Source organism: Bradyrhizobium sp. UFLA05-109, assembly GCF_054185165.1.
Map to the genome: position 1 here is coordinate 1 of NZ_JBBIAR010000097.1, position 21633 is coordinate 21633.

Sequence of the window (21633 nt, forward strand, 5' to 3'; positions counted from 1 at the left end):
CAGACCAACCTACAGGGGGTCAATTTTGGACGCCGATCCCCCGGCTTAGGGGGGCAATATTGCAGGCCGAATGACAGACGGGAATGTCGCGCTTGAGTGGCTGACGGAATAGATGCACGCCCGCCGCCCAGTCAAGCCATAACGACCGTCCGGGCATCTTTCCCATACAACGTGAATCAACGAAAATGCTTTTTATGGAACAGGATGAAACGAAGGCCACCACCGAAGCCATTTGCCGGCAAGCGATTGAGTGCCTTCTGCGCTCGATCTCCATGAAGGATGGCGGCGGCGGATTGTCATGCCGCTTCCTTTTTGGGCATATCGGCGCATCACTGTTCGAGCGACGCCTCGGCACCGAGATCTTCTACGATCCCAAGGGGCTGACCGAGGCTACCCTCTTTGTGCGGCAACACGGCCCGGCGCATCTGCGGCAGATGGAGGTGCGGGCTCTCCAGAGCCTGCTGCAGAACTTTGTCATAGACCACTTCTGGCCCATCGGCGAGCGCGTGATGTTCCAGGATGTGCACGGCAATCTTGCCGATGTGACTCATGGCAGGTGAAGAACATGCTGGCGGGGTACCTTGTTGCCTCCCCAATCTTCACGCCAGAAACTGGATTGACGCTCTATCCGTTGGTGCCGGTAATCGTGGAGGAAGATTTCGACGGGTCGGAATTCAGCTTCCTCAAGCCGTTATCCCTGACCCATGCGTGGCTCGGCATTCATCCGTCTAACCCGCTTTCCCCCGACCGTTTTTCATGCGTCAACCCGGACCGCGGCCGCGAGCTCGTCGCCGCATGGCTTGCAGTCCGTGCCCCGAACTTCGAGATGGCGGAAAAGCGGAAGGCGGCGATCCTTGGGGCGCTCGCGCTCACCCTGCCGCGCCATGAGCGAAAGATGTTCAGCGGCAGACACAACTACGGCGGCCGCTGTACAGTCGCACAGTCCGGCGTCACCGAATCCTCAGTGCCCCCGCCGTGCCACCCCTTATGCACAACGCCACCATCGAGGCATGCGACCATCCGTGGCTGAAACGTATTGGCGAGAAGCTCTCATCCGGCGACAACACCGACGTCAAGCATTGCCGCGCGCTCGAATATTTCTACCGCGCCTGGCCGCTGAAGCCCAATGAGAGCTTCGCGCATATCTTCATGGCCATGGACTCGATTTTGGGCGACCCGGGCCGCGCGACGCAAGCGATCATCGAAGCGGCAGCGAAGCACGGCTTTGAAACGTATCCCTATGAACGTCTCAGGCTTCTCATGAGTCTGCGCGCTAGCTAGCGTTATCCACGGCGGCGCGCCAGATGTGCACGATGCCGGCAAGTACCACAAGTATTATGCGGACTACGGCGCAGACCCGATAGTGGATGTTGAGATCATCGCAGCGCAGTGCCTGCGTGCGGTAATCTTCGAAGAGCTTTTGCAGGAACGGCCAGACCGCCGCGACGAAATCCGTGCCGCGGCGCTGGCGGCACGCAATTAACCGGCTCTCAAGCGGGATAGCCGGCGCAATCCCGCGCGGCTTCACGGGGTGGGAAACGCTCGCAGCGTCGCCGAAAAGACGGCGAAGGAAGCCTTCCGCATCGACCTAGGATAATCGCGGAGAAGGGTGAGGCGCAAATGAAGGCGTTTGGTCGGTGGTCAAGCGCCTGATCGTAGGCTTATGCCGGAATCGGTTAAAGCAGCTCTGGAGATCGCGACGGCTCGTTCGGCGACAACCGCGCGATCGCAGTTGCCACGGTTGTCAATCATATGTTGAACGTGACTAAGGGAGCACGGTCGTGTCAACAAAATGAGTGGTTGAAGAAATGCACATTGAACGTGGGGTTGCTCCCTTAGGTCGCACGTCCATTAGTTCGACATGTTGGTGTCAATCAGCGCCAGAAGTGATCGCACCAAAACTAGTCGCCGACGTCCGATCGTTGTCGTGACGATACGCCCGGCTCCTATCAACTCGTAAAGCTTCGTGCGTCCCAAGCCGGTCACTTCGCATGCATCGTCAATCGTGCAGGTGAGCCGCTGGGCGAATGGCATCGTGCTCGGTTCGGCAGCTCTCGGAGCGGATAAACTGACTTGTGGCGGTTGCCCGCCAGTTTTCTCTCGTCGATTGTATCTCACGCGTCGCTGCCCTCCATACTCGCACAAAGCTCGACGGGACGAGAGTTGATTGGGGCGATGGGCAACGTCAATGCGAGCATCTGAGGGCGCTCGCGTACGACAGCGCACGTCAGCGGCGGTTTGAATATTTCCGGACACCACGGGCGACGGGGATTTTTTTGCCCAGCCACAGTGAGGCAGCGCGCCGAGGCTTGTCTGCCAATATCGGCAGGCAGATTTCGCAAGCGTCCGCCGCTGTTCACCAGCGTCTTATTCAACCATTATTCAACGAAGGCGGTTGATGGCAAACTAAGTGCCTGAGATTGCTGGCGCTCCCTAGGGGAATCGAACCCCTGTTTCAGCCTTGAGAGGGCCGAGTCGATCGGCTCAGCGATCCTATGGAAAGTCAATCCCGGCGCATCTGCACGAGCAGGCGTGACCGCACCAGTTTCGCACCAAAAAGAACCTCATCGAAACGCAACAAACCCAATCGAACACAGAGGAAACCGCAGGAAAAACAACGAGGCTGATCGATAGTCTGCCGCTCATAACGGTCTGGTTGCAGGACCGAACCCCGCTCGTTTGCTGGTGAAATCTGAATATTGTCGAACGAAGTAGGGATAGCTGCACCAGGCGCAACTCGATCTCATGGATCGGCAAGCCAGTTCATTCGCACACACTCGCCTGTCCGATTTCTACTCCACACCAGCCGAACGTACGACGGGCGCTTCCCCCTCTTTCGCCGGCAATCTTCTCGGCTTTGATTAAAATTCAGCAACTCCAAACTATCGGGCGGTGGGAGCACCGAATGATCGAGCCGCGTGGTATGTCGAAAGAACAAGCTGCGGCTTACGCAGGCTGCGAGTCGCTTTCAGCGTTCAACGAGTGGGTTCGCCGCGGAATCATGCCGAGACCGATTCCCACGCAAATGGGACAGAAAAGCTATCGACGCAGCCCTTGACCGGCTATCCGGTTTGCAGCCTAAAATTGAAGCTCAATTATCACCATACGACGCATGGAAGGCATCCCGGAATGCGAGTGCAGCTGAAGGGCATCAACTGGTCGATAAAAAAGCTCTCTGACGGTACTGTCAAAGACCTACTGGTACGCTTGGAAGGGCGGCCCGCGCATCGACGCGGAACCCGGCACGCCGGAGTTTATGCGCCTCTACAATAAAGCAGTCGCCTCGTACGCGAACAAGAAGGCCGAGACGTTTAGCTCACTGATCGACTATTTTAAGGACTGCAGCGAGTACAAAGATCTCGGCGACAAAAGTAAGCGCGCTTATGACGGATACCTCAAGCTCATCGGGGCCAAGTTCGGCCCGATGCCAATCGGCGCTCTCGAAGACAAACGCGCGCGCGGGGACTTCAAGGAATTTCGTGATTCATTTTCCGATACGCCGCGCAAGGCGGACTACGTATGGACGACCATCGCTCGTGTTCTGTCGGTTGCGAAGGATCGGGGCAAGATCGCCGTAAACGTCTGTGAGCGCGGTGGCCGGCTCTATGAATCTGATCGATCAGAAATAATCTGGACCGCAGAAGACATCCGCGCCTTCTGCGCGGTTGCCTCCGTTGAATTGCAGGCCGCTCTCCTGCTTGCGCTATGGACGGGCCAGCGCCAGGGTGACCTGCTGCGGCTCACCTGGAAGGATTACGATGGCACGTACATCAGGATGCGTCAGTCAAAGGGACGCGGGAGCAAGGGAAGGCGCCGAGTGACCATCCCAGTCGGGCCACCGCTCAAAGCCGCGCTGGACGCTGCGCTGAAAGAGGAGCGCTCGGCCGTCACCATTTTGGTCAATTCATTTGGCCGGCCCTGGACAGAGGACGGCTTTAGGACGAGTTGGGACAAGGCGTTCAAGAGGACTTCGCTGGAGGATTTGCACTTCCACGATCTGCGGGGCACTGCCGTTACGCGCCTCGCGCTATCGAATTGCTCAGTTCCCGAAATCGCGGCGATCACCGGCCATTCATGAAGGCGGTTCAGGAGATCTTGGATGCGCATTATCTGGGCGGCCGGCTCGAGCTCGCGGAGTCCGCGATCAAGAAGTTGAGCGAAACGTACGGCTAGAACAGATGTGAGTTTGGGATGAGGACAGATCCAGGTGAAGGCGTCCTCGGTCGCCAAGGCTTCTGCGTGGGAGAAGAGCTCCACGCCGCCGGGAAACGAGCTAGCCGCTGTGGTAACGCGCAGCCATCCCGCCAATTCTCAACCGAGAGTACGGAGGACGAACAAATTTCTCAAACCGGACGTCAAACTGAAAAGTCCGTTCTGAGGTGCACCGCTGTAAGTGCTTGATTTGCTTGGTGGGCGCACCAGGGCTCGAACCTGGGACCCGCTGATTAAGAGTTCAGGATCACCCCTTCGCTGCTGTTTCTAGACACACGCCGCGCTACGACGAGTATTCGATAAACCCTTTGTTTATAGGTGCTTCTCGCATAGTTTCGCGCTCCGTCGAACTCAAACCTTCCAACTGCTCAATCCGCCAACACCGTTTGAAAACCGTTTTGGCGGCCGTGGACTCTCGCCATGACCGATATTCGAATTTCTCTTACTGATAAGACCATCGCTCAATTACCCGCGCCGAAGGAAGGCTGGTACCTCGCGCGAGACACAGAATTGAAAGGCTTCTTTGTCGTTATCGGAAAACGAAAGAGGACCTTCACCGTCCAAGGCGACCTCAGGCTGGGCGGCAAGCGGGCTTCATCCATCAGGGTTTCCATCGGCGACGCCAGCGAGATGTCGACCCGAGCTGCGCGCGCCACTGCCAAGGAATATTTAGCCCAGATTAGCCGAGGGCGCCACCCGAAGGACGAGAAACAAATCGAAGGAGCTCATCCCGTTCCGGTGATGGCAATTAGCGGGACGGCCGCGAGCATCACGCTCAAGCAGGCTTGGCAGCGATACCTGGAGGCGCATCCGATCCGGAAGAACCGCAGCGAAAAGACCATCGAGGGCTACCGCGATCACGTCGACCGAATTTTTGCGGAATGGCTCGATACACCTCTCCATGAGCTCGCAACCGATCCGGCTCGGGTGGCCAAGAAACACGACAGAGTCACAAGCGAGAGCGGGCCATACATGGCCAACGGCAGCATGAGGACCCTGCGGGCCATCTACAATCATGCTCGGAAGACGAACAGGTCTTTGCCATCGGATAATCCAGCCGATGCGGTCGATTGGAATGTGGAGGAGCGCCGCAACACCGGGATGGGCGCGGTCGATCTGAAGGGCTGGTTCGCGCAGCTCGCCGCCTTAGATAATCCCGTGCGTAGAGAGTTCCACCTCTTCACTCTTCTTTGCGGTTCTCGGCCTACCGCGCTCCAGGAGGCCAAGCCAGAACACATCGATATTCGGCGCCGCACGCTGCACGTCCCTAGACCAAAGGGAGGCAAGAAGAAGGCCTTCGATATTCCGTTGTCGCGACAGATGATCCTTTGCCTGGTCCGCGCAATCCGGTACGGCAGGCAAATGTATCCAGGTCAAGCACCAAAGTGGGTCTTCCCGGCCGACAGCGAATCGGGGCATTTGTCGGAAACGAAGGAGGACCGCAAAATCCTATCGAAGTGGGGCAACGACTTCCGTCAAACCTTCCGCACGATTGCAACAGCAGCCGGTGTTTCGGAAGTTGACGCCAAACTCCTCATGAACCACTCCATTCCCGGAGTAAACGCCGGCTACATCACGCGGCATAAGCTTCTCGAAGGTCATCTCCGCAGCCAGCAGCAGGCGATCAGCAGCGCCGTGTTTGCTGCGCTGAGCGCACCGCTAACCCAGGAAGGTTCGCTCCAGGATTGGCTCGGAAAGGGTGGCAGCCGACGTGCAACTCAACTGGCGTCAACCGACGGAAAACAGATCGTAGCCCGGCCGGTTGCTCAACTTGAGCAAGGATCAATCTGGAGCTCGGCGCGTTGAAAACTTTCAGCACGTCTACGCTGGTTCATGATCGGTCCAATCCATCACCGGGAAGTTTGAGCTAAGCCAACGACATCTTACGAACAGGGAGCTTGGCCGCGCGACCGCCCCTAGGGGAATGCCCAGCGGATGTATTCAGTCTGTCGCGAGCAAGTCCTGCTTAGCGGCAATCCAACACGTCCCCATACATCGACCAAGGCCTCGGCAAGCCGGTCGACAAGCGTGTCATCATGATACGGCGTCGGTGTGATGCGCAGCCGCTCGGTGCCGCGCGGGACGGTCGGGTAGTTGATCGGCTGGACATAGATGCCGTGCTCGGCGAGCAGGAGATCGCCCGCTTCCTTGCACTTCTCCGGGTCACCCACGATAAGCGGCACAATGTGGGTTTCATTGGGCATGACCGGCAGGCCCGACGCATTGAGCACGGACTTGACCCGCGCGGCGCGTTCCTGATGGTGGTCGCGTTCCCATTGCGAGGTCTTGAGGTGCCGCACTGCCGCGGTCGCGGCGGCACAGACCGCGGGCGGCAGCGCGGTGGTGAAAATGAATCCCGGCGCGTAAGAGCGCACAGCGTCAATGAGGTCAGTGCTTCCAGCGATATAGCCACCCAGGCATCCGAATGCCTTCGCCAGCGTTCCCTCGACCACGTCAATACGATGTGAGGCGCCCTCACGCACGGCGATGCCGGCCCCGCGCGGGCCATACATGCCCGTTGAATGAACCTCGTCGATATAGGTCATGGCGCCGTAGTGCTCCGCGAGATCACAAATGAGGTTTACCGGCGCCACATCGCCGTCCATCGAGTAGACCGCCTCGAACACGATCAACTTCGGCCGCTCCGGCGGCTCCGCCGCCAGCAATTCTTCGAGATGGCCGACGTCGTTGTGGCGCCAGATCTTCTTTTCCACGCCGGCTCGCCGTACGCCTTCGATCATCGAATTGTGGTTCAAGACGTCCGACAGAATCACGCAATCCGGCAGCAGCTTCGCGATCGTCGAGATGCCGGTCTCATTGGACACGTAGCCCGATGTGAAGACCAGTGCCGCTTGCTTGCCGTGCAGGTCGGCGACCTCGCGCTCCAATTCGACCAGCGGGTGGTGGGTGCCTGAAATGTTGCGGGTGCCACCCGCGCCAGCGCCCATCTCAATGGTTGCCTCGACCATCGCGCTGATCACCTTCGGGTGCTGGCCCATGCCAAGGTAATCATTCGAGCACCAGATCACTACCGGGCGTGGGCCGTCCGGGGAATGCCATATTGCGTGCGGAAATCGCCCAGCGATTCGCTCGAGATCGGCGAACACGCGGTAGCGCCGCTCGGCGTGCAGCCGGGCAAGTGCAGCGGAAAAGAAATGATCATAAGTCACGAAGTACACCCGAAATTGTTTAACCTTGCTTTCTAAGTCTACGTACATGCGAGCCCTCGAGCAGAGCGCGGTCGATCCTCGGGAGGGAGAGGACTTTGCCGGGGCCACGGCGAACGCTCGGAGGGCGGCGCCCCTCAGTGCGGCTTACCGAGCACGAAACTGAAGGGCACGACAAAGAGCTCATCGCCCTGATCGTCGCTGACATGCAGCACCCAGTCACGCCAATCCTCGAGGCAGCGCTCGTTGGTGAAGGATTGCACGACGCGCGTCGCATGATCGCGCGCCTCAGCGAGGTCGCGTACCACGGCGCCGCAGCGATCGAGGAACACCTTCTTCGTATTGGAGCAGTGGAAGTATACCTGGGTCATGTTCATCTCCTTCAAGGGAGCGCGTAGCCACGATATCTCACCGTTGCCGGTGTCTTCGACCGCGCGGTCCGAAAGACGGAAGCGATCAAGACAACTTTGATGCGCATCCTGATTGATCCGGCTCGGATGATTCCATTAATTCAGGCTTCGACAGCCTTGGCTTTGCGTAGGTTGATGAGGCATTGTCATTTCTTAGCGTCCGGCATTTTTCTAATCGCCCGATTCGCCTGAATAGCTTGGCGGCAACAAACGATTTGATCTTTCGTTAGCGGATGTCGGCGTTCCCCTTCCACATCTGGCGCGAACCTGCAGCTCGCTCGCGCTTCAATCTCGTCATCAACTGATGACAAGGCCACAGCAAGCGATGAAAAGCCTGCGACCAGTCGCATCGCTATCTTCGACTTCATGAACGGGAATTGAAGCACCCCTGCTGAAAGGGGTGCCTTCGGACATTTCCGGATGTTTTACGGACATCAAGTCGTCTCGCATGCCGCCACATCAGAAACTTGTTGGGTCGGGAAGTGTCCGTCCGGCGATTGCCCCTCCTCACGATCGGGACGCCGGCGGGCGAACCCCGCCGGTTGATGATTCAGTTGCGATGGGGGCGCTCCCGATTGTGCTGAGCATCATCGCCGGAAGTACGGACACTATCGGCTTTCTGGGACTGAACGGACTGTTCACCGCGCATGTTACTGGTAATCTCGTGGTTCTCGCTGCGAGGCTTGTCGCCGGCGAGCAAGCGCCGATGTCGTATCTGATCGCCGTTCCTGTCTTCATAGCCGGGCTTGTACTTGCGAAGGTACTCGCAGCCGCTTTGGAGCGAATTGGGATCGCTTCCCTGGTGCCCCTGCTCCTGCTGCAATTCGTCTTGCTGCTGGCGTTCCTCGCCGTCTGCCTCGCCGCCGGTCCCTATGTTGGTCACGACGCTGCGATCATGGCGCTGGCCGGAATGCTCGGCGTCTTGGCGATGGCTGTTCAGAACGCCCTCGTGCGCCTCTCCTTGAGGGAAGCGCCGGGCACGGCGATCATGACCACCAACATCACCCTCTATGCGATAGACGTAGCTGAAATCCTCCTCGGGCGAAATGCGGTCAGCGTTGCTAGTGCGCGCCGTCGCGCCAGCCATACCTGGCCGGCAATCCTCGGATTTCTAATCGGCTGCGCCCTTGGGGGGGCCTGCGAGGCGGCTCTCGGACTGAAAGCGGTCGTGCTGCCAGTCAGCCTCGCATTCCTCGCCGTGGCGTTGAGCCTGACTCCCATCCCTCACCACGCCGAAACTGACCGCTCATCGAACAGGAGAGATCCGACATGACCGCAATTAGGGTAGAATCAGACAGCCTGGGCAAGGTCGAAGTACCCGCGGATAAGCTGTGGGGGGCGCAAACGCAGCGCTCCCTCGAGCACTTCAGCATCGGTCACGACCTGATCCCTCGCGAGATGATCACCGCCTACGCAATTCTCAAGCGCTGCGCTGCCGCCGCCAACCACGCCGGCGGCCGGTTGCCCGCTCAAGCTCACGATCTGATTACCCGGGTCTGCGACGAAATCCTCGCCGGCCAGCACCACGACATGTTCCCGCTGCACGTCTGGATGACCGGCAGCGGCACGCAGTTCAACATGAACGTCAACGAGGTGGTGTCGAACCGCTGCTGTCAGCTCGCCGGGACGGCGCTCGGCAGCAAAACGCCGATTCATCCCAACGATCATGTCAACATGTCGCAATCGTCGAACGACAGCTTTCCGTCGGCGATGTATATCGCGGCCGCCGTCAATGCGAAGTCCCGCCTGATTCCCGCAGTCGCTGCGCTGCGCGATGCCATCGCCGCGAAGGCGGCGGAATGGGACGATATCGTCAAGATCGGCCGCACCCACATGCAGGACGCCACGCCGCTTACGCTCGGCCAGGAATGGTCAGGCTATGCGGGCATGCTGTCCGACGACATCGATCGGATCGAAGACGCATTGAAGGGTGTCTATCGGCTCGCCTTGGGTGGCACGGCCGTGGGGACCGGAATCAACGTTGCCCCGGGTTTTGCCGAAGCGGTGGCGGCCGAGATTGCCGGTTTCACCGGGCTGCCGTTCGTCACAGCGCCCAACAAGTTCACCGTCCAGGGCGCACATGATGCGCTGGTTCAGCTCTCCGGGACGCTGCGTACGCTTGCGGTGTCGCTCTACAAGATCGCCAACGACATTCGGCTGCTCTCCTGCGGGCCGCGCGCCGGTTTCGCCGAACTCCTGATCCCGGAGAACGAGCCCGGCTCCTCGATCATGCCTGGCAAGGTCAATCCGACCCAGGCCGAAGCGCTGGCAATGATTACCGTGCAGGTCATGGCGAACGATATCGGCGCGGGCTTCGGCGGGGCGGGAGGATATCTCGAGATGAACGTCTACAAGCCTCTCATGATCTTCAGCGTTACCCACTCGATCACTCTTCTCTCCGACGGCTGCACGAACTTCCGCAAGTTTCTCGTTGAAGGCACACAGCCGAACCGGAAGACGATCAGCGAGTACGTGAACCGTTCGTTGATGCTGGTGACGGCGCTGGCGCCCGTGATTGGCTACGACAAGGCTTCCAAGATCGCGCATCACGCTGCGGAACACGACCTCACCCTGAGAGAGGCTGCCCTCAAGCTCGGTTTCGTGGACGAGCAGACGTTCGACCGCATCGTCGACCCGGCCAAGATGGTCAAACCTTACGTCGCCACGGGCGGCCTGGGCGGATGACCGTCTGCGAATCTGCCACCGATCGTGGAAGCAGTCATGACCTTCGAGGAACAATCGAAGTTGATCCTTGCATTCGCAAAAGTACTTTTTGTGAATGGTCAGACAACCGATCAGATCATCTCTGTTGTCCGCCGGCTCGGCAACAAGCTCGGTATCGACGCCGAGTTGCTGCCGCGCTGGGGCGAGCTGAAATTGCGAGTCGAGAACGATCGGATGACGCCGATCTCATACGTCGCGGCGGATCCAGTCGGTGTCGACATGGATCGCGTTGCTTCCGCGATGCAGGCCGTCGCGGACGTCGAGGCCGACCGTCTTTCGCCAGAGCAGGCTTACAGACGGATTGACACCATCGCCAAGGCGCCGCTGGCCCCGACGTGGATGTTTGCCCTGGCTGCCGCCGTCGGTGCGGTCGCTCTTGCCGTCATCTTCGGCCTTCAGCACGGGCCCGCAGCGCTAGTGGTGTTCGTAAGCGCGGGCGCCGGCGCCCTGCTACGTCGCTCTATTTCCACCCTGAGTCCGAACATCCTCCTCCAGCCATTCGCCGCAGCCTTGCTTGCAGGTCTGATCGGCGGACTGGCGGCTCGTTACCAGTTGAGCTCAGCGCTACGGCTCGTTGTTGTATGTCCCGGCATGGTGCTGGTTCCAGGACCGCACGTTCTCAACGGAGCGATCGACTTGATCGCGGGACGCATCCATCTCGGCGCCGCCCGCCTTGGCTATGCCGGACTTATCGTCGTGGCAATCTCGATCGGACTGCTGCTGGGACTCACAGCCATGCATGAGTACCTGCCGATCGACCCGCCGGCGGTGGCGGTGCCGTTCTGGCTCGACGTCATTGCAGCCGGCGTCGCCGTGGTCTGCTTCAGCGTGTTCTTCTCAATGCCACTGAATATGCTGGCTTGGCCGGTCTTGGTCGGCATGCTGGCTCACGCCCTGCGTTGGGTCGCAATCGCCTGGCTCGGATCTGGGATCGCGGCCGGCGCTTTCGTTGCTTGCCTTGTCGTCGGCATACTGCTCACGCCAGTGTCGCATCGCCTGCACCTGCCATTTGCGGCTGTCGGGTTCGCGTCCGTCGTATCGATGATCCCGGGGATCTACATCTTCAGGATGACGAGTGGACTGACAGAGCTTGCCGGTTCGGCGCAGACCACCTCGGAACTTGTCGGCGCCACGATCGCCGACGGTACAACTGCTGTCGCAGTAATCCTGGCAATGAGCATCGGGCTGATTGTTCCGAAGATGGTGATCGACAACTTTGCCAATTCGCACGGACGTTCGGCGAAGTGAAGCGAGCGCCCGGCCTGCGATTGGCATCAAGAACTGACAAAGCCTCATCAATCCATGCAAAGCCGCCGCTGAAAAAATCCTGCATCGTTGAATTCATTCGAGCCTGTTCAATCGCGTCGATCGCGGCTCCGCAGTCATCGCGTCTCTTGTAGTTCCTAATCAATCAGGAAGGCCTCTATGAAAACCGTAGCAGACCAGTTCGCCGAGATCTTGGCCAATGCTGGCGTCAAGCGGATTTACGGAATCGTGGGTGACAGCCTCAATGGCCTCACAGATGCCGTTCGTCGTCAGGGCAAGATCGAGTGGATCCACGTGCGGCACGAAGAGGTCGCTGCGTTCGCGGCTGGTGCGGAAGCGCACTTGACTGGGTCGCTCGCCGTTTGCGCCGGAAGCTGTGGGCCCGGCAATCTGCATCTGATCAACGGATTGTTCGATTGTCACCGTTCGAACGTCCCCGTGCTCGCTATCGCCGCGCACATTCCGTCGGCCGAGATCGGCAGTGGCTACTTCCAGGAGACGCATCCGCAGACGTTGTTTCAGGAGTGCAGCCACTATTGCGAACTCGTATCGGGCGCCAACCAGATGCCACGCGCAGTAGAAGTCGCCATCCGCGAGGCGGTTGGTAGGCGCGGCGTCTCGGTGATCGTGATGCCGGGAGATGTGGCGTTGCAGCCGGCGCTCGATACTCCCCTTCCCAAGGTTTCAGGCCTGCTGCCGTCGGCGCCTGTTGTCACCCCATCCCAGGAGGATCTGGACCGCCTTGCGGCGCTGCTCAGTGGGGACCGACGCGTGACCATCCTTTGTGGTTCGGGATGTGCGGGAGCACACGATGAATTGCTGGCGCTCGGCGAACGATTGAATGCGCCAATGGTGCATGCGCTGCGCGGCAAGGAGCACGTCGAATGGGATAATCCTTACGATGTGGGCATGACCGGCCTGATCGGCTTTTCGTCTGGCTACTACGCCATGCGGGACTGCGACGTGCTCCTGATGCTAGGAACGGATTTTCCCTACCGCCAATTCTATCCCGAAGGCGCTGCTGTCCGGATCGCCCAGGTCGACATCCGGCCGGAACACCTTGGGCGGCGTGCGGCAGTCGACCTTGCTCTGGTCGGAGATGTCCGCGCAACGATCCAGGCATTGCTCCCACATCTCGAGCAAAAGCAGGATGAGGCACATCTGGCTCAAGCCCAGCAGCACTATGCCCGGGCCCGCAGCGAACTCGATCAGCTCGCCACCGGAAGCCGCCGAAAGGGATTGGTTCATCCACAGCAGATCGCCAGTGCGCTGAGTGCGCACGCCGGCAGAGATGCCATTTTCACTTGTGACGTGGGCCTTCCGACGGTCTGGGCCGCGCGATATCTCGCGATGAACGGTCATCGCCGCCTGATCGGCTCGTTCTGGCATGGCTCCATGGCAAATGCGATGGCCCAGGCCATCGGCGCTCAGACAGCCTGTCCCGAACGTCAGGTCATCTCGATGTCCGGAGATGGCGGGTTCACGATGCTGATGGGCGATCTGCTCACGATCGCTCAGTACAATCTCCCGGTGAAGGTGGTCGTGTTCAACAACGGATCGCTGGGTTTCATCGAGCTCGAGCAGAAATCGACCGGATTTCTCGACTTCGGGACCGAGCTAAAGAATCCGAATTTCGCGGCGATGGCGGAGGCCATCGGCATTCGCGGCATCAGGATCACCGATGCGTCGGAGGTCGATGAGGCCGTCGGCGCCGCCCTCGCCCATGACGGTCCTGTCCTGATCGACGCGGTCGTGAACCGCACCGAGCTTGTCATGCCGCCATCAGTCACGGTGGAAATGGCCAAGGGATTCTCGCTCTACATGGCGAAGGCGATCATGAACGGCCGGGCCGACGAGGTGATCGACCTCGCCAAGACGAATCTCTGGCGCTGAGGAGACGCACCATGGATCTGACGGCGCTCCTTCTATCGCGGCTGCAGTTCGCGTTCACAATCTCGTTCCACATCATTTTTCCCTCCTTCACGATTGGATTGGCGGCATGGCTGACCGTCCTTGAGGCACTAAATCTGGCCACCGGCCGGCCGGTGTATCGCCGCGTCTTCGATTTCTGGCTGAAGATCTTTGGTGTCGTGTTCGGGCTCGGGGTCGTCACCGGCATCGTGATGGCCTTCGAGTTCGGCTCCAACTGGAGTGAACTCTCGCGCATCTCCGGTCCGATCCAGGGTCCGCTCATCGCCTATGAAACCTTCACCGCCTTTGCGCTCGAAGCGAGCTTCTTCGGCGTGCTTCTGTTCGGGCGGCAACGGGTCGCTCCATGGTTCTACCTGCTTTCGACAGCGATGGTGGCGCTCGGTACCACGCTCTCGGCGTTCTGGATCATGGTCAACAACAGCTGGATGCAGGTGCCGGTCGGCTACGTCGTCCAGAACGGTACGTTCGTTCCTGCCGATTGGGCCAAAATCATCTTCAGCCCGGTCGTTTGGGTACGCTTTCCGCACATGCTGCTCGCTTCCTATCTGACCGGCGCCTTCTGTGTGGCTGCGACGGGAGCCTGGTATCTGCTGCGGGGCAAATTCCAAGCCGAGGCCCGCACGATGCTGCGCATGGGCCTTTATCTCGCTGCCATCCTCGTTCCGGTGCAGATTTTCTTCGGGCACCTCACCGGCGACTACGTCCACGACTATCAACCTGCCAAGTTCGCGGCAATCGAGGGGCGCTGGCATGACGAGCAGCCCGCCAGCGAAGTCCTGTTCGCGCTTCCGAACGAAGCATCGGCGAGCAACCGATATGCGATCTCGGTGCCAATCCTCGGCAGCCTGATCGGCAGCATGAGCTTCGATTCGAAGGAAGTCGGCTTGACGAGCTTTCCGCCGCAGGATCGTCCACCGGTCTTGATCCCGTTCTTTGCGTTCCGCATCATGGTCGGCTGCGGTCTCCTCATGCTGGCGCTCGCATGGCTCGGATCCTACTTGAGCCACAAGAACCGCATTGAGCAATACCGCGCGCTGCTCTGGTGCACCTTCCTTAGCTTTCCCTTGCCGTACATCGCCATATTGACCGGCTGGTTCACTGCAGAGGTCGGGCGGCAACCCTGGACAGTCTATGGCGTGTTGCGGACGGCTGATGCGCTGACGCCGTTTCTGACGACGCGTGCAGCCTCGATCTCGCTCATCGTCTTCTGCGCCCTTTACGTCTTCCTCTTTGTCTTCGGCACCTTCTACGTCTACCGGCTGCTGCGCAGCGGCCCCGCCGGCGATCTCGCCCTGCCCCCGGTCGGTGCCACCCCCAACCGCCCGATGTCCGTTGCCGGCCAGCATGGCATGCCGGACACCGCTCTGCTTGTTTCAGGAGAATAACCGATGATCCTCTTCTGGGTGGCCGTTCTCGCAATCAGCACAATGCTCTACGTGCTCCTCGACGGCTTCGATCTTGGCATCGGCATCCTTTTCGGCGCCACACGCGACGAACGACGGCGCGCTGCGATGATGAGCGCCATCGCGCCGATCTGGGACGGCAACGAAACCTGGCTCGTCGTCACCGGGGTGGTCCTTTGGGGAGCCTTTCCGCTCGTCTACGCGACCCTGCTATCGGCGTTCTATTTGCCGCTTCTCTTCATGCTCACGGGGTTGATCCTGCGCGGCGTTGCGTTCGAATTCCGGTACAAGACGACGAGCATGCGTTGGGTCTGGGACGCGAGCTTTGCCGGCGGCTCGCTCGTCGCCGCCTTCATGCAGGGACTTACCGTCGGTGCCTTGGTCGAAGGCCTGCCGATTTCGGCCGGACACTACTCCGGCGGCGAATTCGGCTGGCTAAGCCCGTTTGCGCTCCTCTGCGGTATCGGACTCTGCCTCGGCTACACCTTGCTCGGTGCCTGCTGGCTCGTGCGCAAGTGTGAAGGTGAGGTGCGGGACAGCGCTTATCGCATCATTCCGTATCTGTCGGGCGGGCTGCTCGCCTTCCTGATCATCGTGTTTGCCTGCGCCCTGGCCCAGGACCTTCCGGTCATGATGCGGTGGATCGAACGTCCATACCTATTTGTCTTCCCCGTAGCCGGAGCGTTTGCCGCCATCGCTCTCGCCATCAGCGTTCGCGCCCGCAAGGACACTGTGCCATTCCCCTTGGTCGCACTTATCTTCGCGGCCGCCTTCGGTACGCTCGCGATCTCGTTCTGGCCCTACATGATCCCGTTTTCGATCACGATCGTCGAGGCCGCAGCACCCCATACCAGCCTCGCCTTCATGTTTTGGGGGGCAGGTCTCTTCGTCTTCCCCCTGATGCTCGTCTACACCGCAATCAGCCTGCATGTCTTCAGAGGAAAGATCAGTAAAGCGTCACGACACTACTAAGCGAAGCCAACACACCCAACCCACCCACCTTGCAACAGGAGAGTATCAACATGACCAAAGCGAATAACGAGCGCCCGACAGGTACTGAGCTGCTTCACAGCCCGCGCTTGAACAAGGGAACTGCATTCACTGTGGCTGAGCGCCGCGCATATGGGCTCGAAGGCCTGCTGCCGCCTGCTGTGCTTCCGATCGAGCATCAGGTGGCCCGCATTCATGACGAGATCACCAATCTCGATGACGACCTACAGAAGTACCTCGTGCTGTCGGACCTGCAGGCGCGCAACGAAACGCTGTACTACGCCGTCCTGATGTCGGATCCGGCGACCTACATGCCCCTCGTCTATACGCCGACGGTCGGCGAAGCTTGTCAGAAGTTCGGCCATATCTTCCGCGAGGCGCGGGGCATCTATCTGCCGATCAGCGCGCGCGGCCGCTTGAAGGAGTTGCTGTCCAACTGGCCGGAAAAGGACGTGCGCTTCATCGTCGTCACCGACGGCGAGCGCATCCTCGGTCTGGGCGATCTCGGCGACGGGGGCATGGGTATCCCGGTCGGGAAGCTTGCGCTCTACACGGCCTGCGCCGGCGTTCCGCCGCGACACTGCCTGCCGGTCGTTCTTGATGTCGGCACCAATAACCAGAATCTGATCGAGGACCCGCTCTATCTTGGCCGGCGCCAGCAACGCGTGCGCGGCGACGAATACGTTTCCTTCGTCGATGAGTTCGTCGCGGCCGTCGAGGCCCTCTACCCGAAGTGCTGCATCCAGTGGGAGGATTTCGCGAACTTCAATGCCGTCCCCATTCTCTCCCGCTATCGTGACAAGGTCTGCACCTTCAACGATGACATTCAGGGCACCGCCAGCGTCGCGCTGGCCGGCATCCTCGCGGCGCTGCGCATCTCCAAGAGCAAGCTCACCGAGCAGCGTTTCCTCTTCCTCGGCGGCGGCTCCGCAGCGACCGGCATCGCGGAGCTCATCAGCCAGGCGATGGCAATGGAGGGCATGGATATCGCTGAGGCGCGCGCCCGCAACGCCCTCTTCGATATCAACGGCCTCATGGTGAAATCGCGCACAGATCTTGCCGACTTCCAGAAGCCCTTTGCGATCGAGCATTCACCAATCACAACTTTCGTGGATGCGGTCAAGGCACTCAGGCCTACTGGGATCATCGGTGTCAGCACCGTACCGAAGCTGTTCAACCAGCAGGTCATCGAGACCATGGCGGAGATCAACGAGCGGCCGATCATCTTTCCATATTCCAACCCCACGTCGCGCTCGGAATGCACGGCTGAAGAGGCCTATCGCTGGTCCGAGGGTCGCGCGATCTTCGCAAGCGGCAGCCCGTTCCCGCCCGTGAAGATTGGCGAGCGCACATTGGTGCCGGGCCAAGGCAACAACGTGTACATTTTCCCCGCCATGGGCATGGCCGTGCTCGCTACGGAGGCGACGCGGGTGACCGATGAGATGTTCATCGTTGCAGCCAAGGCCGTGGCGGACCAAGTCACGGAGGAGAACCTCGCGACCGGTCTCATCTATCCGCCTCAGAGCCGGATCCTGGAAGCCTCGCTCCACGTCGCCGAGCAGGTCGCCAAGCACATCTTCGACAAGGGCCTCGCGCGCGTGTCTCGGCCCAAGGATATCGGCGCTTTTATCCGCGCGCGTGCTTATCGTCCCGCGTATCAGGAGTAAGCTCGATGACGCCCTCATTCGAACTGCGGAGTTCGTCCGAAAATGCTGTTATCGAGCCGGCGCGGGGGGATACGCCGGCTCGCGCGGCTTCCCCAACCGGCGAGCAGCACCTTCACCGGATCGTCATTGTCGGCGGCGGTGCCGCCGGGCTGGAGTTGGCGACTCGTCTCGGCGACCGTCTCGGTCGGCGCGGACGAGCAGAGATAGCACTCGTCGATTGCGCCCGGACGCATGTTTGGAAGCCGCTGCTGCACGAAGTCGCAGCGGGCAGCCTGGATCCGGGCGACAACGAGCTGAGCTACCTCGCACAAGCGCATTGGCACGGTTTCCGATTTCGCTTCGGTGAGATAGCCGGGCTTGATCGTGCCAGGAAGGAGGTGCATCTGGCCGCCAGCTTCGACGACGAGGGTCACGAGATTACCCCGTCCCGCGCCATCGGCTACGACACCCTGGTCATCGCGATCGGCAGCCTCACTAATGACGTCGGCACGCCCGGCGTTGCCGAGCATGCGGTGGCACTCGAAACGCCGGCGGCGGCCGCGCGCTTCAATCGGCGGCTGGTCAATGCGTGCCTGCGCGCCCAGACGCAGCCCGGCGAGGTGCGTCCCGGCCAGTTGCACGTCGCGATCGTCGGCGCCGGTGCGACCGGCACGGAACTCGCCGCGGAGCTGCAACGCACGGCACGCGAAGTGGTCGCCTACGGGTTCGATCGCATCGATCCCGAGCGCGACATACGCCTCGTGCTGATCGAAGCAGCGGATCGAGTTCTGCCCGGGCTGTCTGAGCGCATCTCCGAGGCGACCCAACGCCTTCTCGATCAGATGGGAATCGAAGTTCGTATCGGAGCCAGAGTGGTCGAAGTGACCGCGCAGGGCCTCAAGCTCGCCGATGGAAGCTTCATCAGCTCGGAGCTGGTAGTATGGGCAGCCGGGGTCAAAGGGCCCTCGGTGTTGCGAGACCTCGACCGGCTGGAAGTCAATCGCGCCAACCAGCTCGTGGTGCAGCAGACGTTGGAGACGACCCACGACCCCAACGTTTTCGCGATCGGCGACTGTGCTGACTGTCCGCGGCCGGGCATGTCCACCCCCGTTCCGCCACGCGCGCAGGCGGCGCATCAGCAGGCAGCACACATGGTGCGTCAGATCGAACGGCGGCTGCGTTCAGCGCCGCTACTTCCCTATACGTACAGGGACTTCGGCTCCCTGGTGTCACTCGGGCACTGGGGCACTGTCGGAAATCTGACGGGCTTGCTGTTCGGGCGCGGCGTCTTCATCGAGGGGCTGATCGCGGGCCTGATGTACCACTCGCTGCGTCTCATGCACGAGCGCGCGCTACGCGGAACCGCAGGCGCCATCTTCGGCGCAATTGCTCGCGCCCTGTCGAGGCGAACGAGCCCGCGGGTGAAGCTCCATTGAGCGGGAAGTTTCGCGCTCACTCATCACGCCAAAAGCAAAGATTGCGACGAACGTTCGCATCAGTCGGCATCAGCAAATAAGGAGATCGTCGTGCAGATTTTTCAAGCCTTTGCGGACACTTTACGCCACAATCCGGTAATCGCGCTGTTTCTCACACTCGCGCTCGGATTTTGGTTCGGTAATCTCAAGTTTGGCACGTTCAGCCTCGGTGCGGTGACAAGCACACTGATCGCTGGCCTTCTGATCGGACAACTCCATATCCACATCGATCCCGCGGTACAGGACACCTTCTTCATGATGTTCCTGTTCGCCGTCGGATATAGCGTTGGGCCGGTATTCATTCGCGCCCTCAAGACGGACGGACTGCCGCAGGTCGCATTTACGCTGATTGTTTGCTGCACCGGCCTTGGGGCCGCCTATGTCGCAGCAAGATTTCTCGGTTACGACCCGGCAGTTGCGGCAGGCCTGCTCGCGGGCAGCTACACGAACTCCGGTACCCTTGGCGTTGCAACAGCCAACATGGGCGAGCTCGGCCTTGATCCGCAACAGACCGCGTCGATGGCCAGCCTGGTCGCGATTGCCTACGCCGTGACCTACCCGTTCGGCGCCGTCGGATCAGCGTGGTTTCTGGCCACGCTCGCACCCAAGCTCCTGGGCATCGATCTGGTGAACGAGTGCAAGCAATACGAGGCCAAGATGGGTACGCAAGGTACCGAGCCAGGCGTCGAATCCGCATCGCGGCCGCTGACCACGCGCAGCTACCGACTCGAGAACGACGACCTCGCTGGACGATCGCCGCGGGACCTGAATGATGTCTTGGACGGCGCGATGATCACGCGCTATCGCCAGGGGAACAAGATTCTTGAGCCCGATGCGCATGCTCCGGTCGAGAAAGGGGCAACGCTTGTGATCTCTGGCCCTCAACGCGCGCTCCTCACCGCCGAACGGATCGTCGGACCCGAGGTGGAGGATCCCGAGCTGCTCTCCTATGTGGTCGAGGAAATGGACGTCGTCGTCACCACGAAGGCTGCCGCCAATCGAACCGTTCGCGAACTGGAACAGGACGAACTCATGCGCTTTGGGCGTTCCATTTTCCTGCTTCGCGTCACGCGCGCCGGTCACTCAATCGAGCCAAGCCCGGACCTGGTGATCCAGCGCCGGGACGTGCTGACGCTGCGCGGCGCTCGGAAATTCGTCGAAGATCTCGCGACGTCGCTCGGCTACGCCGATCGCCGCACGTCCAGGTCGGACATCGCCTTCATGGGCGCGGGCATCGTGATTGGCAGTCTCGTTGGCTTGATCACGGTCAATGTCGCCGGCATTCCGCTTAGCCTCAGTGCCTTCGTGGGGACGCTCATTGCCGGCCTGGTTTTCGGGTATCTGCGCTCCGTCTATCGGACGTTCGGGGCCATCCCCGCACCTGCGCTCTGGGTGTTCAACAATGTGGGCCTTTCTGGCTTCCTCGCCGTGGTCGGCTTGAACGCCGGTCCCGGCCTGGCCTCTGGCCTGGCGAGCTACGGCATCAGCCTGTTCGTTGCCGGCATATTCGCCTCGTTGGTGCCGCTCATCGTCGGCCTCGTCCTCGGCAAGTACCTGTTCAGGTTTCATCCGGCCATCCTGCTCGGGGCCTGCGCAGGCGCCCGGAGTGCGACCCCGGCGCTGGGCGCGATTCAGGAAGCCGCCAAGAGCACCATTCCGGCGATCGGGTACACCATCCCTTACGCAGTCAGCCGCATCGTGCTCGCGATCTTCGGCGTCGCGATCCTGCTGGTCATGAAATGAGCAACGTCGCCGCTCTGAAGGCAGCAGTCGGTAGACGAACATACCGACGTTAAGAAATGACAAGGCCTCATCAACCTACGCAAAGCCAAAGCCGTCAATTCCCGATTAATAGAATCATCCGAGCCGGGTCAATCGCTCTTGATGTCCAGCTTCGCAACAAAGTCAGGAGACCAGCGTGACTACGTCTGTGCCAGTGAACCGAAATGAAAGGGCCATTCTGCGCGCCTTGACGCACCGGATCCACGCGGGATTCGTCTCATCGATCAACCTCGTGTCCGCCGACGCCGTGCGCGCCGAGAACCCGGAGGTCAAGGCGGCGTTGGGCAATGTCGTTGAATTCCTGGAGCAGCATGCCGAAGTTCATCGCATCCTGGCCTTCCCGGACGGCAGCGGACACGTCGACGCGGCCGAATGCATTCATAAGCTCGGACTCGCGGTCAGCCGGTCCCTCAAGCCCATGGGAATACGTCTGACACTTGCGGCTGACACTTTACCGCTGGAATCGCAGCGATGCTGGCGTCTCGCCTTGGCGATCCATGAGCTCGTGACAAACGCTGCGCGCAACGCGTATTTTGACAACAGGGTCGGCGCCATCAAGATCAAACTGTCTCTTGCGAAAAATGCGGTCAATTGCGTCGTTGCCGACAATGGGTCGCGTTCGAGGC

Annotated in this window: 19 protein-coding genes, 1 tRNA gene and 1 pseudogene; 16 read left to right on the forward strand and 5 right to left on the reverse strand. The window is 60.5% G+C overall.

Translation table 11 applies throughout. The features are described from left to right. Window positions 1-194: 194 nt before the first annotated feature. Genes Q3C01_RS41080 through Q3C01_RS41095 form a run of 4 tightly spaced genes read left to right on the forward strand, consistent with a single transcriptional unit; the run spans window position 195 to window position 1483 of the window. The gene (locus Q3C01_RS41080; RefSeq protein WP_458151039.1) at window positions 195-560 is read left to right on the forward strand and encodes a hypothetical protein; all 366 of its coding nucleotides are present in this window, start codon (window positions 195-197) and stop codon (window positions 558-560) included. A gap of 5 nt (window positions 561-565) precedes the next feature. Next, complete coding sequence (locus tag Q3C01_RS41085; protein WP_458151040.1) at window positions 566-1030, forward strand: hypothetical protein; 465 nt, start codon at window positions 566-568, stop codon at window positions 1028-1030. After that, window positions 988-1281: a hypothetical protein gene (locus tag Q3C01_RS41090; RefSeq protein WP_458151041.1), complete on the forward strand. Its 294-nt coding sequence runs from the start codon at window positions 988-990 to the stop codon at window positions 1279-1281. Before Q3C01_RS41085 ends, Q3C01_RS41090 begins: the two co-directional genes overlap by 43 nt. 25 nt (window positions 1282-1306) lie before the next feature. Beyond that, window positions 1307-1483, forward strand: coding sequence for a hypothetical protein (locus Q3C01_RS41095; RefSeq protein WP_458151042.1), 177 nt, complete (start codon window positions 1307-1309; stop codon window positions 1481-1483). A gap of 368 nt (window positions 1484-1851) precedes the next feature. Here the strand turns inward: Q3C01_RS41095 and Q3C01_RS41100 are convergent, their stop codons facing one another. Beyond that, window positions 1852-2034 carry a helix-turn-helix domain-containing protein gene (locus Q3C01_RS41100; protein ID WP_458151043.1) on the reverse strand — a complete coding sequence of 61 codons (183 nt, stop codon included), beginning with the start codon at window positions 2032-2034 and terminating at the stop codon, window positions 1852-1854. 390 nt (window positions 2035-2424) lie between these two features. After that, window positions 2425-2494, reverse strand: a tRNA-Glu gene (locus Q3C01_RS41105). A gap of 762 nt (window positions 2495-3256) precedes the next feature. Between Q3C01_RS41105 and Q3C01_RS41110 the strand changes: the two genes are divergently transcribed. Next, window positions 3257-4078, forward strand: a complete 822-nt coding sequence (locus Q3C01_RS41110) for a tyrosine-type recombinase/integrase (RefSeq protein ID WP_458151044.1) — start codon at window positions 3257-3259, stop codon at window positions 4076-4078. 554 nt (window positions 4079-4632) lie between these two features. Continuing rightward, window positions 4633-6018, forward strand: coding sequence for a tyrosine-type recombinase/integrase (locus Q3C01_RS41115; RefSeq protein ID WP_458151045.1), 1386 nt, complete (start codon window positions 4633-4635; stop codon window positions 6016-6018). Window positions 6019-6128: 110 nt separating this feature from the next. Here Q3C01_RS41115 and hemA read toward each other — a convergent pair whose 3' ends face one another. Next, the gene (gene hemA / locus Q3C01_RS41120; protein WP_458151064.1) at window positions 6129-7382 is read right to left on the reverse strand and encodes a 5-aminolevulinate synthase; all 1254 of its coding nucleotides are present in this window, start codon (window positions 7380-7382) and stop codon (window positions 6129-6131) included. A 134-nt stretch (window positions 7383-7516) separates the two neighbouring features. After that, window positions 7517-7750, reverse strand: a complete 234-nt coding sequence (locus Q3C01_RS41125) for a DUF6894 family protein (RefSeq protein WP_458151046.1) — start codon at window positions 7748-7750, stop codon at window positions 7517-7519. Between the two features lie 616 nt (window positions 7751-8366). On the opposite strand from Q3C01_RS41125, the gene Q3C01_RS41130 reads away from it, so the two are divergent. The 9 genes from Q3C01_RS41130 to aspT all read left to right on the forward strand — a co-directional run bounded on the left by Q3C01_RS41130 (window position 8367) and on the right by aspT (window position 20968). After that, window positions 8367-9062 (forward strand): YoaK family protein, encoded by a 696-nt coding sequence (locus tag Q3C01_RS41130; protein WP_458151047.1) that lies wholly within the window; start codon window positions 8367-8369, stop codon window positions 9060-9062. Next, window positions 9059-10474, forward strand: a complete 1416-nt coding sequence (fumC, locus tag Q3C01_RS41135) for a class II fumarate hydratase (protein ID WP_458151048.1) — start codon at window positions 9059-9061, stop codon at window positions 10472-10474. The genes Q3C01_RS41130 and fumC overlap by 4 nt, the downstream gene beginning before the upstream one ends. 36 nt (window positions 10475-10510) lie before the next feature. Next, the gene (locus Q3C01_RS41140; protein WP_458151049.1) at window positions 10511-11761 is read left to right on the forward strand and encodes a threonine/serine exporter family protein; all 1251 of its coding nucleotides are present in this window, start codon (window positions 10511-10513) and stop codon (window positions 11759-11761) included. Window positions 11762-11938: 177 nt separating this feature from the next. Then, the gene (poxB, locus tag Q3C01_RS41145) at window positions 11939-13672 is read left to right on the forward strand and encodes a ubiquinone-dependent pyruvate dehydrogenase (RefSeq protein ID WP_458151050.1); all 1734 of its coding nucleotides are present in this window, start codon (window positions 11939-11941) and stop codon (window positions 13670-13672) included. Window positions 13673-13683: 11 nt separating this feature from the next. Beyond that, entirely contained in the window at window positions 13684-15096 is a 1413-nt protein-coding gene (locus tag Q3C01_RS41150) for a cytochrome ubiquinol oxidase subunit I (protein ID WP_458151051.1), read from the forward strand. A 3-nt stretch (window positions 15097-15099) separates the two neighbouring features. Further along, window positions 15100-16086, forward strand: a complete 987-nt coding sequence (cydB, locus tag Q3C01_RS41155) for a cytochrome d ubiquinol oxidase subunit II (protein WP_458151052.1) — start codon at window positions 15100-15102, stop codon at window positions 16084-16086. A 50-nt stretch (window positions 16087-16136) separates the two neighbouring features. Continuing rightward, window positions 16137-17771 carry an NAD-dependent malic enzyme gene (locus Q3C01_RS41160; protein ID WP_458151053.1) on the forward strand — a complete coding sequence of 545 codons (1635 nt, stop codon included), beginning with the start codon at window positions 16137-16139 and terminating at the stop codon, window positions 17769-17771. 5 nt (window positions 17772-17776) lie between these two features. Further along, the gene (locus tag Q3C01_RS41165; protein WP_458151054.1) at window positions 17777-19186 is read left to right on the forward strand and encodes an NAD(P)/FAD-dependent oxidoreductase; all 1410 of its coding nucleotides are present in this window, start codon (window positions 17777-17779) and stop codon (window positions 19184-19186) included. A 90-nt stretch (window positions 19187-19276) separates the two neighbouring features. Next, window positions 19277-20968 (forward strand): aspartate-alanine antiporter, encoded by a 1692-nt coding sequence (gene aspT / locus Q3C01_RS41170; RefSeq protein WP_458151055.1) that lies wholly within the window; start codon window positions 19277-19279, stop codon window positions 20966-20968. A gap of 256 nt (window positions 20969-21224) precedes the next feature. Here the strand turns inward: aspT and Q3C01_RS41175 are convergent, their stop codons facing one another. After that, window positions 21225-21389, reverse strand: a complete 165-nt coding sequence (locus tag Q3C01_RS41175; RefSeq protein WP_458151066.1) for a hypothetical protein — start codon at window positions 21387-21389, stop codon at window positions 21225-21227. A gap of 36 nt (window positions 21390-21425) precedes the next feature. Between Q3C01_RS41175 and Q3C01_RS41180 the strand changes: the two are divergent. After that, a pseudogene (locus tag Q3C01_RS41180) lies at window positions 21426-21629 on the forward strand (ATP-binding protein); the annotation flags it as partial. Window positions 21630-21633 lie beyond the last annotated feature (4 nt).